Consider the following 15,653-nt stretch of genomic DNA (forward strand, 5'->3'; position numbering starts at 1 on the left):
GGCTATCAGCCCATGGAGTCGGAGGGTGGAGGTGGCGTATCGTCCAGGTCATCCTGGGGCAGCGCGCTGCCGTACTCGACCAGCGCAGCCTCAAGTCCAGGCAGGACGCTTTGCTCGACAAGCATGGTGGTCGCGGCCTTGCTCAAAGCATCCTCGGGCCACAGCTTGGTGTTCGCCAATATCTGGACCGTCTCGGCGGTACGCTTGTTGATCTCCGACTGCTCAGTCGCCGTAGGCTGCCAGAGCGGGTTCCAGATGTAGTGGATCTCGGCAGGCCGGCTGCCCAAGGCAGATCGGAGCAGGCATTCGTCAAGTAAGGCCATGGCCGGTGTGGCCTCGAGCTCCTGGATGGCCTGGATGCGGTCGTAGTAGTTGCGCAGGTCGGAGTCTCCCGTGGCATTCAAACCAGATGGGGCCTGACCGAGCAGTCTGGTGGCCGGAATATCCGCCGCGCCAGAGACCGCCTGCAGAAAGCGATCGATGATGTCCGGGAGCCCGCCAAAGCTGGCCGTCTTGGTCTCGTACTCCTCCGCCGCGTCCAGGAGCAGTGCACCATTGATGCCCTTGGCCATGGCAGCGAGGCGGATCCGCTCGAGAATCTGTTTCTCGAATGCGGGGTCCTGCAGCTGCTGCATGAACTCAGGGATCTTGATGACATCGACCTTGGCCTCGAAGACCAGGCTGGCAGTGTTGGCCATCGTCCCGTCGGACTGTTTGATCGCATCGAACACGGCCTGCAGGACCGAATCGCCCCAACCGAACTCGTTGCCCATCGCAAGCTCAGGGTCTGGATGCTCGGCGCCGATGAAGATCACCAGGCGCGACGGGTGAATCTCTATCCCGCTGCCGGCCAGCCGGTAGGCCTTGGGCCTGCCGAACAGTGGAGACTGTGGGTCCTGCTCCAGCTCGGTCGGGGATAGCTGCCGACGGTTCATCACCGTGAGGTATTTGATGCCCCCGGCCTTGATGCCCTCGGCGCTCAACGGAAGCGCAGTGTTTCGTTCACCGGTACCGATGAAGATGGCGGCACCGCCGAAGAGCCGGGCCCGCGTCATGGCCTGCTTCACCTTGCGGCGCAGGTCCAAGCGCTTCTCCTCGGCCTCAATCTTTCCGATCTGCTCCTTGGTGGCCTGCCACCCACGCCAGCGCCGGGTGGCATCCAGCGGCGGGATATCGACGATCTTTCGCGGTAACCAGGCTCCGCGGTAGGCGCTGCTCAGCTCGAGGTCAGACATCACCACCGGCGCATACACGGACCCCGATGCCTTGTCGCGCTCGGTGCCCAGGTTTGCCACCAGGTTCACCAGCTTGTCGCTGAGGTATCGGACTACGCCCATTAGGAAACACCTGCGAGGGAGTACTTGTTGATTGGGTACTCTTTGTGGATGAAGTAGCCGCCAGCGTCTGGCCGGTGGTCGTTGCCCTGCTTCTTGTCCGGCTCGCCGTTGTCGCCCCAAATCTGCTGCTCGAGGTCATCGGCGTAGGTCGGACACTTGTCGGCGTTGATGCGGTAGCGGCGCTGCCCTGCGGCGTTGCAGAACATGGCGTTCATGGAGTTAATGCGGTCCTTGACCGGAGGGTTTGCGCCTGGGGCAGAGACCATGAAGCCGGCCTGCTTGAGCAGGGAGATGTCGGTCTCGCTGGCCCTGACGGACTTGCGAGAGTCGCCAGAGGCGTCGGGGTAGATCCGGATCTGACGCGTGCTGCGGTAGCTCGCACCGTCGTAGAGCCAGTAGCGCTCCTTGATCTGCCTGATCATGTCCGGCGTGTCGTAGCCGTTGATGATCTCGTCCACCGCGTGCGGTAGGCCCAGGCGTTTGACGTGGACGATTGCCGACATCTTGCCGACGTTGAAGTCCATGCCGATAAACAGGGCCTCACCGGGCTGAATGGTCTCCTGGCTGCCGTTGAGCTTTCTGTCGTAGGCGGTGTAGATCGTACCGGACGTCAGGTTGACGAACTGGCCGTTCAGGTAGGCCAGGATCAGTTGTTCGGGGTACGACTCCATCAGCGAGGAGATGTAGTCGCCGGGCAAGTTCAGCTCGTTGTCGAAGGTGCTGGCCTGTATGAGGCCATACATCTCCCGCAATGCCGGCTTTTCGCGAAGCTGCTTCACGAACTGCTGATAGACGAACTTGAACCCCTCCGGGGTGGTGGTTACATCAACGCCGTTCTTCAACCCGGGAACGTTGTAGCGCATCCGGGCAATGATCTTGCGCCAGGCCTGCTCCGCCTTCACCTTCGGTAGAACATCGAGTTCGTCAACCAGCGCATGACCGATCTTGAAGCCGATGATCGTCTGCGGCTTCTCCATCGAGCGGCAAATTGTCGTACTGCGGTACTGGGCACCGCTGTAGAACTCGACCTCCTTGTCGCTCTCCTTGGTCTTGACCTTCAGCCCCCAGTCGAAGGCGACTTCCTCAATGGTCGGATAGAAGATGTCCCGGATCTGCGGGTACGTCGGAGCGAAATAGCCGGAGTTGATTCGCGGCCATTCCCAGACGTGCTTGCAGATTCCTGCGCAGCCTACCCAGGTCTTCCCGCTGCCAAACCCAGCAATAAACCCACGGAACTTGTGCTCCATCTGGAGGAACCGCGCTTGGGGCACATTAAGCGTCGGCATCTGGCTTCCTCGCGTCCCGCACAACAACCTCGACACGCTGAGGCGGGGTACCGTCGTCTGCGTCGTCCTTCAATCGCCTGATCTCGGCTTTTCGCTTCTCGATGTCCAAGAGCTTGAGCTCCTCATCCAGCCCAGAGACATCCTTGTCCACCAGCATGCCGAGGTGGCGAGCAACCATGCCCAGGGCGGCCAACTGGTCATGGGTCACGATCTCGAACCCGTTTCTGGTCTGCTTGACCCTGGAAAACAGCGCTTTGGCGGCCGGGCTCGCATCCCGTGTGTCCCCCCACAGCACGTCGCCATGGCCCTCCCCTTTGCACTTGGGGCACTTCGGGTGGGGTCGCAACGTGCGGTCGAATCCATACCCTCCAGGGTCCGCTGGAAGGATCGCGTCCTTGCTTTTCAGAGCCCTGGCCGTGGCCTGCTCGAACTCCTCCTCATCCTCCCACTGGTACGCATGGCCCTTTCCGAAGCAGTACCTGCAGCACACTCGCCTGTGCAGCGAGAGTTCGTTGGGATCCGCGGTAGCGATCATCCAATAGCGCGCCAGAACCATGTCCTTGGTGATCTCGGTCCGCTTCGATCGCTCCGCCATCGCGTCTTGGATGGCCTGGGCGATCTCTGGGCGCTGCATGAGCTGGTAGGCGTACTCCCGGGCGCGCCTCGGGCTGAACCCGGCCCGAATAGCTGCCTGGGTCTGGTTGAGGTCGTCCAGGTACTCGAGGACAAAACGCTGCTGTTTCGCTGTCAGCGCCATAGAAAATCCTTGAGACCGTGTTGCCTCGCTCGGGCAGTTGATGGAAGGGTGAAGATGGACCGCTAGTCCATTCGGAGAATGCGCGCTACGTTCCCCTGTGCGCGGTAGACCAGCACCACCAGCACCACCAGGACCATCAGCAGGAAAGGTGACACCGCCGGCGCCGGCCGTGCCATAAGGGCAGACAGGGTGATCTGCAACGACTCACATCCGGTGCCGACAGCCAGCAGATACGCCAACCAGGAAACACCGGCGCGGTACCGGGCCCCATCGCGCCGATACGCGGCAATGCGAAGGCAGATCGCGCCACAAAGCGCACCGGCAATCAAAGTCCATGGATCAACCATTGGGGCGACCTCCGAAGCGGTCAGCGATAAAGCGCAGCCAACCAGGCGTTTTCCCACCCTGCACCCACTCCAGCAGGCTGATGCAGATGGCAACGCAGAACAACGCGCCGAAGAACGCGACCAGGCCCGAAGTTGCAGCCAGGTTGCGCCCCACCACCTCGCTGGCCACGTAGTACCCGGCAACCCAAGAGGCTATGAAGTAACCCAGCCTCGATAACGCCGAAAGATCCTTTGCGAAAACCACGAAGAACATAGCGCCGGCAAATGCGCCGACCACTGCATTCACATCTACACCCGGGATCAGGCTCGCGGTGGTCATACCCACAACGGCCGTGCCCGCCATCACCCCGGCGCTTGGTTCGGCCATTGGTCTTGCTCCATTTTCAGCGGTTGCGGGTGGCGATATGCAGCATTCCGCCAGGCTTGAGCTCTGCCCGAAGCACATCGCGAATCTGCTCGACGCCCGAGGTAGCCGATTCCGTAATGCGAATATTGGTAACCAGGGAGTGATCGATGGCGGCACGATTGATATACATCTTGCCGTCCACAACGACGAACACCTCATCTGCTTCGGCTTGCGGCTTCTGACAGTAGGTAGCTCTTGGGTCGAAACCTGAGACGGTCAATTGATTCGAGCAGAGCTCGAAGGCGCCGGTCGTTGGGTCGATCTTCCAGCCGGAGACGCCCGGCACATAATCATGGCTCTGCATTTCTGTGCTCCAGAAACGAAAAAGCCCCAGCAGGTGCTGAGGCCATGGATAGGTTCGCGGTCTTTCCCGCCGTCCGCCTAAGTCCACCACCACGCCGGCACCCAACTGCACCGGTCTCATGGTTGTGTCTCGCGCCACCCAGAAAGCTGTGAGGTCACAGGTGCGCGGGCTGCCGGTGTTGTTCCGTACGTCGCACTATCCGGCTATCGACGTCCAGGCCTTCCCGAAGGCTGTCCTGGCTACAGGCAAATTTCAGGCACAAAAAAACCCGCACTTGGCGGGTTTCTGGGAGACGGGCGTAACTTTGCAACTTGGTGAAAAGTTACCAAAACACTCGCCAAACGGTCAAGGGGCTGGTTTTACTGTGAATTTCGCCGAGTCGTTCTTGCCACCAAGGACAACACGCACTCCGAACAGCTTCATGCCGCCGACAACGCTCTCCAGCTGTGGCCCAGCCAGCCCTGGAAGCCTTGTCCAAAGGCCTGCGTCATGGATAACAACCTCGCTCACTTGGGTGCCGGCATCGGTGATGCGCTGCATTTCGTCCAGGATATCCCCGATCACATCGTTCTGGTCACTCACTGTGCACCTCCTGTTCCAGTTCTGGGATCTTACGCCACCCGCTTGACCACGTCACCGACCCGCTGTCGCTGGTTCCAGTACTCTGTGACGCGGTCCTGGTAGCGCTGGTGCCTACCTGGGTTTTCGAGAACATCCGTGCCCCACTCCTCGCGGTAGGCCGCAGCATACGCCTGCATGCGGAAGAACCATTGCCGTAGCGCCGCCTCCTCCAGACCGCTCAGGCGGGCCTGCAGCGCCGTGACCAGACCGGGCCGACGTCGATCGTAGGCGGCTGCGCGGGCATCGGCGACAGCCTCGCGGTCGAAGTCTTCCCACCGGCACCAGCCCGGCCGATGGCGTCCATTCATGCGGGCCACAACAGCTGCCACGGGCTTGAGCGCCTTCTTGTCGAGATTGTCTACGGCCTTGCAGATCGCTTCCCAGATCGCCGCCCAATCCCGGGCCCAGTGGCTAGGGCTCATTCTCGCACCGTACCAGTCCTGGACGAACTCGCAGACCCGTGCCGGACCCCAGCCGTCCCGCCCATACACCACCCCTTGGTGGCTCTTCACCGCGGCCAAGGCCATCCAGTAGGCCAGTTCTCGGCGCCGGGCGTTACACTCGGGCAACACGGTGGTGAACCAGACCAGACCATGAGCAATGTTCAGGTCCTGGCCTGTCGAAACAGGGGAGTACAGAGCGTGCCCCAGGTGCTGTAGCGGCTTGGGCAGCGAGTCGATTGCAGCCTGGACCAGGCCTGCGGCCAGGATGTGCGCACACCGCCCGTTGCTGTCGAGCATCGATTCCATGGTCTCTCCGACCACTCGCCCCCGCTTGCCGAGCGCTGCCCGGTCTGCCGCTACGCCGAGAACGGAGTCGCGCCCCTCATGCAGCGCCTCCCGCCAGGCTTGTCGCGCGCCAATCAATCTCATAAATCCCCCTTACTGCGTAGTTTTGCGTATTTCACGACGGCAGGCCCTCAAGCGGCACGACACGGACCAGGACGCATGGAACATCGGCGAAGCGCTTGCTCATCGACACGTTGACCACCTGGACGTCATCGCGGAAGACGATGCCGTTGATGCCGTCGCAGATGGCCTTGAGCACGTTGTCGGCGTCCGGCTTCTTGGTTGGCATGACCTGGCCGGCGAGTGCTGCAGCGGTTTTCTTCTTCGACCAGGACTGAGCGATGCCCACGGCGATTTTCAGCTCCACCAGCACGGGGCCGGTGATCAGCTCCCGATCTTGCATGGCCTGCTGGGCTGCCATGGAGATCAGGGTTTCGTAGTTCGCGGTCTTCTTCGGCGTGAACATGCGGGCATGACCGTTGATGGTGGTGACCCTGGGCCTACCCTTCCCCACCGCTTCCCCGGGCACGACGAACGAGACTGGCTTGTGATCAGGCATGGTCGTTTCTCCGAATGCCGAGCTTGGCCAGCAGCATGGCGCGGCAGGCCTTGGGGTCCTTTGGGATTTCCAGGGTGTCGACGATTCGAGCCGCCTCTTGGTGTGAGTGCTCGAGTTGGATCTGCTGGCGCGGGCGCATGCTGTCGTGGCTGATACCCTGGGCGATCTTTCCGTCGAGTTGCTGCCCAAGCTGGGCCCGGCGCATGACGATGGCGTAGTTGCGCTCGAAGCGTTGGCGAAGGCCCTTGTCCCCCACCTCCCCTGTCGCGAGGTCAAACGTGCTGGTGGCTTCAGCTGCCACGCGCACAGCTTCGTGGCTGTAGGTACCCTGCAATGCCTCGACCCAAGCGTCTGCAAAACCGGGCATACCCTTGACCGCCAGGCACAGTTCACGGAAGACGTTCGCAGGCGGTGGCCAGTCGAACTCCGCCCCTTTCTCCGCGAGGGTGTTCAAGCCGTTGGCGAGCTGCGCGCCGGTGATACCCCGCAGGACCTTGGACCAGGTGTGTTCCGGATCTGCGATCACGCCGAAGCTTGACGTCCACCGGTGCCCGTAGAACTCAGCCATCTTGATCCAGAGCTTGTCCATCAGCGCCTGCGGCATTCTCTCGGTCTGCGATTGCGGCGCGGACACGGTCTGGAGCAGAGAGGGAGCCCGTTCGAGCAGGCTCTCGGTTGCGACCTTGGGCACCACCGCCTTGATGGTCTTGGGCATTTCGCGATGGGGGTTGCTGGGTAGCATTTCCGTTTCTCCCGCTTGCCTGGTCGCTGCGCATACCGCGCTTCAGGTGCTGGGCGAGCGCGTGCTCCCACTTGGCCTGTGTGCGGTGATCGTCTGGGGAAGCGATCCAGAAGGATTTGAATTCGAGGAATTGGTCTTGATCGAAGATCTGGCCCGACAGGCCGTTGAAGGTCAGCACCGCGGCGAATGACTTCCCGTCGGGCTCCCAGTGTTCGTGCATGGCGAACTTGCAACGCGAATCCGGAAAGTCCTCGCGCGGTGGTGGTGGTGTTTCTTTATCTGTATCTGTATCTGTATCTTTATTCGTTGAGTTCTCGTTCAACGGTTTTTCAACGGGCGTTGAACGGTCGTTACTTTTCCGTTGCTGTTTCGCTGCGTTTTTGTTCTTTCTGGCCTCTGCCGAGGCCTTTCCGGCAGCACTGCGCTGGTTCTGGGTAGCGTGGACAGCCTCAAGGTCACGCTCAATGCGCTCATGCACCCACGCTTCCCCGTTGTCGTTGAAAAACTCGTTCAACGACTGTTCAACGTCCGTCCAACGCTCGTTGGAAAGCCGCGCAATACGGGCCAGGCGGGCTTTCGGGATCGGTCGTCCCGTCTGCCAGTAGTTGAAGATCAGCAGCAAGTAAGCCCCGTGCTCCTCGGTTGTGAGGTGCATGGTGTCTGCCAGGTAGTCGGCCACGTAGAGCTGCATGTACGGCAAGGCGGCCATGATCAGTCCCACTCCAGTTGGTGCACGCCTTCGATCTGCTCCATGTGCAGCTTGGCCATGTGCAGGTAGGCCGCTATATCGCGCTCCCGGAAGCAACGGGCATCGGTGGGCACGACCTTGAGGTCGAGAACGGCCAGGATCTGGGTAAATTGCTCGAACTTCTCGGGCTTCATCCGGCTGATAGTCGCCTCATCGCAACCGACCGCATGTGCCACAGGGGCATTTCCAACGGATGCAAGCCGCTGCATCAGAACGGAGTAGTTCTTGCGTGCCCTTGCATCCTGCTCGGGGCTTAATTTGTCCGTGCTCATGTCAGGCCACCGAGAGCTCTGGCCAGATCCTGGACCAGTCATCTGGCCTCAGGTCCTGGCGAGTAACGGCGCCGCCAGTGGCGAATTCGATAGATGTGGCGATCTCTGCCGACGAAACCTTATTGCCGTAGGCAATCTGGCGTAGGTAGCCGCGCGTGGTGCCTGTGGCGGCCACAGCCTCATCCGAGGCGGCTTTAAGCCACTCCAATAGCCTGGTGTGTTTGGTGCGCATCGCAGTCCTCCTTCTTGATGCGCCAATTATTACCGTTCGGTAATTGATTTATCAATACCGGATGGTCATTTACCAAAAAGTAATGGATGTAGAGAATCGACGCATGGAACTACGTCTGGTGCGCAGGCTGAACCTGCAGAAATTAATGGATGACGAGTACGGCGTTGGAGCCCGAGGCGCACAGTCTCGTCTCGCCGAAAAACTCGGAAAACCGCAGAACTTCGTGTCTCGCTGCTTGGCTGATCCAGCCAAAGCCAGCTCAAAGTCAATCGGGGAGGACTTCGCGCGGGAGATCGAATCGATTTTTGGGCTTAGCCGTTATGCCCTTGATGTCCCAGGCATGGGCAAAAGTGAGACCATCGACGTGGAGGGCTTGCCAGAACCGCTGGCAAAAAAGATCACCAGTTATCGGAACATTGTGCAGGTCGAACGATTCGACATTGCAGGATCAATGGGGCCAGGGATGGAGGTCCCCGAAGTCAGCATGGTGGTTGAGCACATGGGCCTGGATGCCAATTGGGTGAGACAAAACCTCGTCTACTCCGCGACTTCCAATCTGAAACTTATCAGTGGTCGTGGCGACAGCATGGCGCCGACAATCCGAAACGGAGATGCCCTGCTGGTTGATGTTGGCGTGAAAACCGTCGAGTCGGATGCCATTTACTACTTCGAAATGGGCGGAAGACTTCACGTCAAGCGCATACAACGCAATCTAGATGGGCTCACGATCATTTCCGACAATACCCAGTACCGGGAAATTATTGTCCCCGCCGAGCGAGAGGACGATCTGCAAATCCTGGCACAGATCATCTATTGGTGGACTGGGCGTAGCTTCTAACCACATACCGGCACCGCGATGAACCTTCCGGGTGAAAAAATGATACGGAGATCGAACTTTGGCCGCCTCAGTTAGAAATTGCCCCTTTTGTGCCGAGACCATCAAGGCCGAAGCAATACGCTGCAAGCATTGCAACGTCAGCCTGTTGACCGGTACCCAAGACGGGGCCGTGCCAACCAAGCCCCGAAAATCGCTATTGCCCTGGATACTTCTGGTACCGCTTCTCGTGGTGGGCGGCATGTTGGTTATTGGAGCTATGTCGGCCCCTCCTAATGCAGAATCCCAAGCCCGCGCCGCTATCGATCTTTGCTGGAAGGAGGTAGAAGATCAGCTCCAGAGCCTGGAGTCTCGCAGATTTATCCGGGGCACCTGTAAAATGATGGTGCAAAAATTCGAGACCGAGTTTGGATCATCTCCAACGCTGCGGCGGAACTAGCCCAGCCCCCTCTACCAAGCAAGACTGAACCCACCTAAGAGCCCGCCCGTGCGGGCTTTCTTGTGCTCGCCCAAATTTATTACCAAACGGTATTGACTTGAATTATTACCGTACGGTAATTTTATCTCACCTGATCGACGCACCAAACGTCACCCAGGAGGCGAAAGCCACCGCTCTTTACACAACCAGCGCAACACACCACCAGGTGGGAAAGGTCGTTAGCACGCTCATAGGCAGGAGCCTCCCTAAGCGCAGCCGTATCGTCCTCGGATCCTGGTGGGACCGCGATCAGCGAGCTGCACCGTCCGGCTACCGGCGGCGCGGTGTGCTGATTGTCACGAAGTAGGCCGGCGAGAACGTAGCCAGTAGCTGATCACCGGCCAGCAAGGAGTTTTCACTGATGCACCTGGGCGACCGGGTGCATTGGGAAAACAACCGGAGCAAGAAGATGCCAAGCACCTACAAACGCGGAAGCCAGATCAACGTCGGCGACATGATCTATGTGGGCATGTCAGGTCGAGTGGCCGCAGTTCGGGAGTTCAAACCACACCCGGGCTGGCCAAGCCTGCCCAACCTCTCCGGTCGGGTAGCGATCACTCAAAGCGGCTCAATCACGATCGTTGACCAAGACCCTATCCGAGTTCCTACCTAACCAATCGAGCCCGCTTCGGCGGGCACCTCCGCCCTTTCCGAATCCATCCGAATGCACTCACCCCCGCGCCCACCGGCATAAAGCGGGAGGCCTGAGTGCATCCGGCTGCACTTGGAAAACGTCACCCGAGGACATCGACATGCAAACAGCAATGCAGATCTGCCAGGAGCGGCACGACCACCGGCTGCCACCAGAGGATTACACCGATGAACTGGTGGACGCCGAGGTTGCCCGGGTGATGGTGCTGGAATCGACGGTTGTGCCCTTTTTCGATCAGCGAGTAGGCGCCGGCCGCGGCCACGTCCCAGGCTTCGCGCTGAATGCGAGCGAGACGATCGCCCGGGCCTGCGACCACGAATGCATGGACGTCCAGCTGGTGCTGGCGGTTCTGGCCGGGGAGTTCGACCGGGCCCAGAGGATCGCCGAGAAGGCGTTCCGGCAACCTCTTGAGTCGGAAGCCCGCGCCATGGTGATGAAGTCCATGGGGCTACTGGCGAGGGTCTGCCAATGATCGCCCACCACGATATCGCCCAGGGCATGCTCGAAGGCTACCTGGAGCGGATGCAGGACCCGCAATGCTCCGATATTGCGGTTAATGCCTCGGCCACAACGGCCGTCCTGATCTTCCGCGCGCTGGGGGTTATCAGCGCTGAGGAAGACGCCGATTTCACCGAACAAATGCGCCGCCTGCACGTGCGGCGCCGAGCTGGCGAGTTTGGAGGCCCAATCGATGAATGGTAACTGCGTGGCGATCATCGCCGCCAATCGCAAAGCGATTATCCGGGCCCTGCAGTCGCAGGGCTTTTCTTTGGTCGCCGATCTGCCGGTGCGAATCCGGCTCGACCCCACGGCACGCGGCATGATTCGAGCGAGGGCGGTGCAATGATCGCTGAAACCACCGCAGCGCCCTTTGTTGCGTATCGCCTAACTCCTTCCCGCAAGGTGGTGGCGGTAAAAATCGTGATGGCCGAGCGTTCACACGGCTGGACCTGGTTCATCACCAGCCGGCGCGGGATGTACCGCGCAATCGAGCTTTGGGCCACCGAGGCGGACGCAATTGCCGACCTGCTGGCCTGGGCAGCCGCACGCGAACTCAAGCTGAAAAGCGAGCTGGCGAATCTTGAACGGGTTGTGGCCAGAGCCAGAGCCCAGCTATCGGGGGCCGCGTCATGACCCGCCGCCAGGCCATCCGCTGGGCTTCGGCCATTACCGGCCTGCTTTTCATAGCCATCACCCTGCTGGCCCCGGCAATCGGCGGCCTGATCACGCAATAGGACCTTCCCCATGAACATCGATCTTCGGGCCAGCAGCCCCGGGCGCCTTGTTGCGCCTGCCCCGCTGCCGCATATCAGCCGGCGCGCCCTGAAGCGCGTCAAGAACCCGCTTCCGGTACCCACCAGCTGCCGCTACTGCGCCGGCCACGTCGAGCTGATCAACAACAGCAGGATCTACGGCAGGGAATTCGGCGAGTGGCCGTATGCCTACCGCTGCGAAGACTGCGGCGCCTACGTGGGCCTGCACCCCTCTACCGATATCCCCTTGGGCACCCTGGCCACCGCGCAGCTGCGCAAGGACCGGAACCTGAGCAAAGACATGTTCCACAAGGTCAAGGAGCGGCGCGGGTTCACTCGGTCGCTCGCCTATGAGTGGCTGGCCGGGAAAATGGGCATTCCTGTCGGCCAATGCCATTTCGGGTGGTTCGACCAAGACGAATGCGCGCTGGCCATGAGGCACTGCGTCGAGGACCTGACGGCCAGCACCAGCATGGGCAAGGCCTTTTCCAAGGCGAGGGCGAAAGCATGAACAAGCACACCCCGGGGCCATGGTCGTCCAGCGAGCCCTATCAGGCAGAATCTGGCGCCGTCGTCGTGTCGATCGATGCCCCAACCCATGGCGCGCTGGCGGAAGTGATCTGGCAAATGGAGGATGACCACGACGAGAGTCGACCATCCCCAGAATGCCAAGCAAACGCCCATCTACTCACCGCAGCTCCCGAATTGCGTAGAGCCCTTGAGGATTGCGTGAGGGTCATGGAACTAGACCTGGCCGGCTTGCGCGTTATCCAGCCAGAGCTGAACCAGGCCCGGGCCGCCCTCGCCGCGGCAAGGGGTGACCTGTGAACAGCCCTATCAAAGTCCGCGCATCATCCTGGGGCTCGCTGTTCAACTGCGGCTATGCCTGGGAGTACACGCATATCCTCGGGCACCGGTCCCCCAGCAGCCCCCGTGCCCAGCTGGGTACCGCCATTCACGCCAGCACCGCCGCATTCGACGCGGCGCGGATCAACGGCAGCGACCTGTCGGCCTTCGATACCGCGGAACTGCTGCTGTACACCCTGCGCAATCCTGACCACGACGTCGACTGGCGCGGCTCCGATATCACCCTGGCACAGGCCGAAGCCACGGGCCTGCAGCTGCACACGCGCTATTGCAACGAGATCAGCCCCCGCTATGAATTCCAGGCCGTGGAGCTGACCACCAAGCCGCTTGAGATCGACTGCGGCGGTGGCGTGATCATCCAGCTCACGGGCCAGCTCGACCGGGCGCGGATCTGCAAGACGGGTGACGGTGTGGGCATCGCCGACGTGAAGACCGGCGGCGCCGCAGTGAGCCAGGGAGTAGCGAAGACCAAGGGCCATGCCCCGCAGATCGGCACCTACGAAATTCTCTACGAGCACACCACTGGCGAGCCCATCACCGCCCCGGCCCACATCATCGGGCTCAAGACGAAGGGCAAGCCGGAAACCGGTATCGGCGAGATCGTAGGCGCAAAGCAAATGATGGTCGGCACCGAGGAGTTCCCCGGGCTGATCCAGATCGGCGCCGAGATGCTCCGCACCGGCCTTTTCCCCCCAAACCCCCAGAGCTTCACCTGCTCGGCGCGGTACTGCCCGCGCTGGTCCACCTGCCCATACCACGAGTAACCGTCCATGAAAGCCCAAGACTTCTATGTCCGCCTCATTGATCCGACCGGAAAACACCGCACGGTCATCAACCACCACCGTGTGTGGGACCGCGAGCTGTTCTACCAGTCCCAGGTCAAGCTGCACGAAGACCCGAAAAAGAAGATTGAAGACCGCCGCCTGGTCCAGGTGGCAACTGAAGCCGACTACAACGAAGCACGGAAGGTAAAGCCATGACTCAGCCCACCACCCTGGCGCAGATGCAGACCAGCGCTGTAGCCGCTCCGAAACCTGAAACTCCCATGTCGCTGTTGACCGGCTCGGGCTTCGACCAGCTCCAGCGTGTTGCCAAGGCGCTTTGTGCCTCCACGTTGGTGCCTGCGCAGTACCGCGCATTCACTGAAGTGAAATCCTACGGCAAGGTGACCGGACACAACCCCAACCCTGCTGGCCTGCCAAACTGCGTTGTGGCGCTGAACATGGCCATGCGTATGGGGGCCGACCCGCTGATGGTCATGCAAAACCTGTACGTGATCGAAGGCCGGCCGAGCTGGTCCAGCCAATTCATCATCGCTGCGATCAATAGTTGCGGCCGATTCAGCCCGCTGCGCTTCGAACTGAGCGAGCCGGGAAAAGATGAGGTCGTGAAGTACAAGGCCGTGGTCTGGAAGAACGACAAAAAGACCGAAGAGCCCCGCGAGGTCACCATCCAGCACCGCACCTGCCGTGCCTGGGTGATCGAGAAAGAAACCGGCGACCGCCTGGACGGGCCCACCGTATCCATGCAGATGGCCATCGACGAAGGCTGGCTCACCAAGAACGGCAGCAAGTGGCAGACGATGCCAGAAATCATGCTTCGTTACCGGGCGGCGAGCCTGTTCGGCCGATTGTACGCGCCTGAGCTGCTGATGGGCCTGCAAACCCAGGAAGAGGTCCACGACTTCATCGACGCCACTCCGGATGGAGCTGGTAATTATGCGGTTGACCTCAACGACCTACGCAACAAGGAGCCTGAGCCGCCGGCGATCCTCGACCAAGACGAAGCCCTGGGCGACGAACCCGAGACAGCCCCCCTTGAAGCCGATACGAAACCAGCCGAAACCGCAACGGACCAGGCTGAACCCGCAACAGCTGACGCAGATCTGCCCGACGATCTGGCATTCGAGTAATTCGCCATGACCGCTCAATCCGTCGTCGAGATCTACGACCGCATTGAGGAATTCACAACCCTGCTTGCCGCCGCTGAGCTCCACGCCAGCGGCGCGTGGGAATTGGAATTCACCCAAGACATGCGGGCCAACTTCGCGCGCTACGGCGCCCACACACACCTAAGCCCGGCGCAACAGTCCACGCTCGAGCGCATCGCTAAATCCTGAGGAATCCCACGATGAACATGGAACACAAGGCAATCATTGATCGCGCCAAGTTGCACGACATGCCGCCATCGGCAATCGCACACGAACTGCTGGTGCATGACCTTGTAAATGCCGGCCTGTTTGAGCTGAAGAACCTGCACTCGCCATACGGCAAGTTGAACGAAGGCCAGCAGCAGGAAGTCATCGACCGCATGACCGAAGCGGCGGAGAAGGCAGCGCATAACGCGATCTCCATCATCAGCTCGCGCAACGTCTCGACCATTGAAGTCACCATGAAAGAGGTCAAGTTCAACTCCAAACAGCTGACGCTCACATCGATTGTCGATGCCAAGGACCCGAATCGGCACGACCTGATCGACAGCGCAGGCCGCTTATGCCTGCTGGTGATGGCGCCCGACGATTACGCTGACGGGCTGGACTTCATCCAGCCCGACCGGGACCAGGCCGATCTGCCGCTGCACACCAGCGAGTTGACCCGGGGCCTGTTCGACGCAGGTCACAGCGAACCTGAATTCGTCGGCGACCAGGATCCGCTGTACAGCGAGGCCGTGGCGTTCGTGCTGGATAGCCGGCGCCCGAGCATTTCGGCCGTCCAGCGCCACCTGAAAGTCGGCTACAACCGCGCTGCCCGCATGCTCGACTGGATGGAGAACCAGGGCATCGTCTCGGCGGTGAACAGCAATGGCAACCGCGAGGTGTTGTTGCAGAACCCTCCGGCACCTGCAGGTACCACGGACCTTGAACAGGTTGACCTGGAGCATGACCCAGAGCAGCACCGCGAAGCCATGGCCGAGCATGAGCAGCAGTTCGGCAAGGAGTTCGGCGAATTCACATACGAGGACGCCGCGCAACTGGTGGTCCTGCATGCAACAACGGTCGACGTCGCCTGGCTGCAGCGCCGGCTCGCAATAGACAGCGACCAGGCCACCACACTGCTCCTGCGCCTGGTCGACAACGAAGTGATCGCCCTGGAATCCGAGGGCGACGTATCGATCGACAACACCTACAAGGTCCTCGCCAAGCTCGAAGACCTCACCCTGGAGTAACCGC

The 15,653-nt window shown here is 60.8% G+C and carries 26 protein-coding genes; 13 read left to right on the forward strand and 13 right to left on the reverse strand.

Annotation, left to right across the window (positions count from 1 at the left end; translation table 11 throughout):
* Nucleotides 1-5: 5 nt before the first annotated feature.
* From C4K40_RS20550 to C4K40_RS20610, 13 genes are all read right to left on the reverse strand, one after another.
* On the reverse strand, nt 6-1,337 hold the full coding sequence (locus C4K40_RS20550; protein ID WP_053137485.1) for a DUF1073 domain-containing protein: 1,332 nt from the start codon (nt 1,335-1,337) through the stop codon (nt 6-8).
* Nucleotides 1,337-2,623: a terminase large subunit domain-containing protein gene (locus C4K40_RS20555; protein WP_053137482.1), complete on the reverse strand. Its 1,287-nt coding sequence runs from the start codon at nt 2,621-2,623 to the stop codon at nt 1,337-1,339. The genes C4K40_RS20550 and C4K40_RS20555 overlap by 1 nt, the downstream gene beginning before the upstream one ends.
* Nucleotides 2,610-3,380, reverse strand: coding sequence for a terminase small subunit (locus C4K40_RS20560; RefSeq protein WP_053137479.1), 771 nt, complete (start codon nt 3,378-3,380; stop codon nt 2,610-2,612). Before C4K40_RS20560 ends, C4K40_RS20555 begins: the two co-directional genes overlap by 14 nt.
* Nucleotides 3,381-3,442: 62 nt before the next feature.
* Nucleotides 3,443-3,727, reverse strand: a complete 285-nt coding sequence (locus tag C4K40_RS20565) for a phage holin family protein (protein WP_053137476.1) — start codon at nt 3,725-3,727, stop codon at nt 3,443-3,445.
* On the reverse strand, nt 3,720-4,094 hold the full coding sequence (locus C4K40_RS20570; RefSeq protein ID WP_053137473.1) for a putative holin: 375 nt from the start codon (nt 4,092-4,094) through the stop codon (nt 3,720-3,722). Before C4K40_RS20570 ends, C4K40_RS20565 begins: the two co-directional genes overlap by 8 nt.
* A 16-nt stretch (nt 4,095-4,110) precedes the next feature.
* A complete protein-coding gene (locus tag C4K40_RS20575; RefSeq protein ID WP_053137471.1) occupies nt 4,111-4,437 on the reverse strand; it encodes a hypothetical protein in 327 nt (108 codons plus the stop codon).
* 345 nt (nt 4,438-4,782) lie between these two features.
* On the reverse strand, nt 4,783-5,019 hold the full coding sequence (locus C4K40_RS20580; RefSeq protein WP_053137468.1) for a hypothetical protein: 237 nt from the start codon (nt 5,017-5,019) through the stop codon (nt 4,783-4,785).
* Nucleotides 5,020-5,048: 29 nt separating this feature from the next.
* The gene (locus C4K40_RS20585; protein ID WP_306108867.1) at nt 5,049-5,807 is read right to left on the reverse strand and encodes a hypothetical protein; all 759 of its coding nucleotides are present in this window, start codon (nt 5,805-5,807) and stop codon (nt 5,049-5,051) included.
* 154 nt (nt 5,808-5,961) lie between these two features.
* On the reverse strand, nt 5,962-6,405 hold the full coding sequence (locus tag C4K40_RS20590; RefSeq protein WP_053137463.1) for a RusA family crossover junction endodeoxyribonuclease: 444 nt from the start codon (nt 6,403-6,405) through the stop codon (nt 5,962-5,964).
* Nucleotides 6,398-6,994, reverse strand: a complete 597-nt coding sequence (locus tag C4K40_RS20595; RefSeq protein ID WP_218188696.1) for a hypothetical protein — start codon at nt 6,992-6,994, stop codon at nt 6,398-6,400. Before C4K40_RS20595 ends, C4K40_RS20590 begins: the two co-directional genes overlap by 8 nt.
* Entirely contained in the window at nt 6,966-7,856 is an 891-nt protein-coding gene (locus C4K40_RS31810; RefSeq protein WP_164485035.1) for a DUF1376 domain-containing protein, read from the reverse strand. Before C4K40_RS31810 ends, C4K40_RS20595 begins: the two co-directional genes overlap by 29 nt.
* Before the next feature lie 2 nt (nt 7,857-7,858).
* Complete coding sequence (locus C4K40_RS20605) at nt 7,859-8,209, reverse strand: CII family transcriptional regulator (RefSeq protein WP_306108868.1); 351 nt, start codon at nt 8,207-8,209, stop codon at nt 7,859-7,861.
* Nucleotides 8,169-8,399 (reverse strand): YdaS family helix-turn-helix protein, encoded by a 231-nt coding sequence (locus C4K40_RS20610; RefSeq protein ID WP_053137454.1) that lies wholly within the window; start codon nt 8,397-8,399, stop codon nt 8,169-8,171. The genes C4K40_RS20605 and C4K40_RS20610 overlap by 41 nt, the downstream gene beginning before the upstream one ends.
* A gap of 103 nt (nt 8,400-8,502) precedes the next feature.
* On the opposite strand from C4K40_RS20610, the gene C4K40_RS20615 reads away from it, so the two are divergent.
* From C4K40_RS20615 to C4K40_RS32100, 13 genes are all read left to right on the forward strand, one after another.
* Nucleotides 8,503-9,237, forward strand: coding sequence for a S24 family peptidase (locus C4K40_RS20615; RefSeq protein ID WP_172681686.1), 735 nt, complete (start codon nt 8,503-8,505; stop codon nt 9,235-9,237).
* An 836-nt stretch (nt 9,238-10,073) separates the two neighbouring features.
* Complete coding sequence (locus C4K40_RS20625) at nt 10,074-10,325, forward strand: hypothetical protein (protein ID WP_053137451.1); 252 nt, start codon at nt 10,074-10,076, stop codon at nt 10,323-10,325.
* A 139-nt stretch (nt 10,326-10,464) separates the two neighbouring features.
* Nucleotides 10,465-10,836, forward strand: coding sequence for a hypothetical protein (locus tag C4K40_RS20630; RefSeq protein ID WP_053137448.1), 372 nt, complete (start codon nt 10,465-10,467; stop codon nt 10,834-10,836).
* Complete coding sequence (locus C4K40_RS20635) at nt 10,833-11,066, forward strand: hypothetical protein (RefSeq protein WP_053137445.1); 234 nt, start codon at nt 10,833-10,835, stop codon at nt 11,064-11,066. Before C4K40_RS20630 ends, C4K40_RS20635 begins: the two co-directional genes overlap by 4 nt.
* Nucleotides 11,056-11,211 carry a hypothetical protein gene (locus C4K40_RS31625; protein ID WP_157064375.1) on the forward strand — a complete coding sequence of 52 codons (156 nt, stop codon included), beginning with the start codon at nt 11,056-11,058 and terminating at the stop codon, nt 11,209-11,211. The genes C4K40_RS20635 and C4K40_RS31625 overlap by 11 nt, the downstream gene beginning before the upstream one ends.
* A complete protein-coding gene (locus tag C4K40_RS20640) occupies nt 11,208-11,498 on the forward strand; it encodes a hypothetical protein (protein WP_053137442.1) in 291 nt (96 codons plus the stop codon). The genes C4K40_RS31625 and C4K40_RS20640 overlap by 4 nt, the downstream gene beginning before the upstream one ends.
* Before the next feature lie 111 nt (nt 11,499-11,609).
* The gene (locus C4K40_RS20645) at nt 11,610-12,128 is read left to right on the forward strand and encodes a zinc-finger-containing protein (protein WP_053137439.1); all 519 of its coding nucleotides are present in this window, start codon (nt 11,610-11,612) and stop codon (nt 12,126-12,128) included.
* Entirely contained in the window at nt 12,125-12,445 is a 321-nt protein-coding gene (locus tag C4K40_RS20650; RefSeq protein WP_053137436.1) for a hypothetical protein, read from the forward strand. Before C4K40_RS20645 ends, C4K40_RS20650 begins: the two co-directional genes overlap by 4 nt.
* Nucleotides 12,442-13,248, forward strand: coding sequence for a PD-(D/E)XK nuclease family protein (locus C4K40_RS20655; protein WP_053137433.1), 807 nt, complete (start codon nt 12,442-12,444; stop codon nt 13,246-13,248). The genes C4K40_RS20650 and C4K40_RS20655 overlap by 4 nt, the downstream gene beginning before the upstream one ends.
* Before the next feature lie 6 nt (nt 13,249-13,254).
* A complete protein-coding gene (locus C4K40_RS20660) occupies nt 13,255-13,464 on the forward strand; it encodes a hypothetical protein (RefSeq protein WP_053137431.1) in 210 nt (69 codons plus the stop codon).
* The gene (locus C4K40_RS20665) at nt 13,461-14,396 is read left to right on the forward strand and encodes a hypothetical protein (RefSeq protein ID WP_053137428.1); all 936 of its coding nucleotides are present in this window, start codon (nt 13,461-13,463) and stop codon (nt 14,394-14,396) included. Before C4K40_RS20660 ends, C4K40_RS20665 begins: the two co-directional genes overlap by 4 nt.
* Before the next feature lie 6 nt (nt 14,397-14,402).
* Complete coding sequence (locus C4K40_RS20670) at nt 14,403-14,603, forward strand: hypothetical protein (RefSeq protein WP_053137425.1); 201 nt, start codon at nt 14,403-14,405, stop codon at nt 14,601-14,603.
* Between the two features lie 11 nt (nt 14,604-14,614).
* Complete coding sequence (locus C4K40_RS32100; RefSeq protein WP_053137421.1) at nt 14,615-15,649, forward strand: DNA translocase FtsK; 1,035 nt, start codon at nt 14,615-14,617, stop codon at nt 15,647-15,649.
* Nucleotides 15,650-15,653: the final 4 nt, after the last annotated feature.

This window comes from Pseudomonas sp. CMR5c, assembly GCF_003850545.1.
Classification (GTDB): Bacteria; Pseudomonadota; Gammaproteobacteria; order Pseudomonadales; family Pseudomonadaceae; genus Aquipseudomonas; species Aquipseudomonas piscis.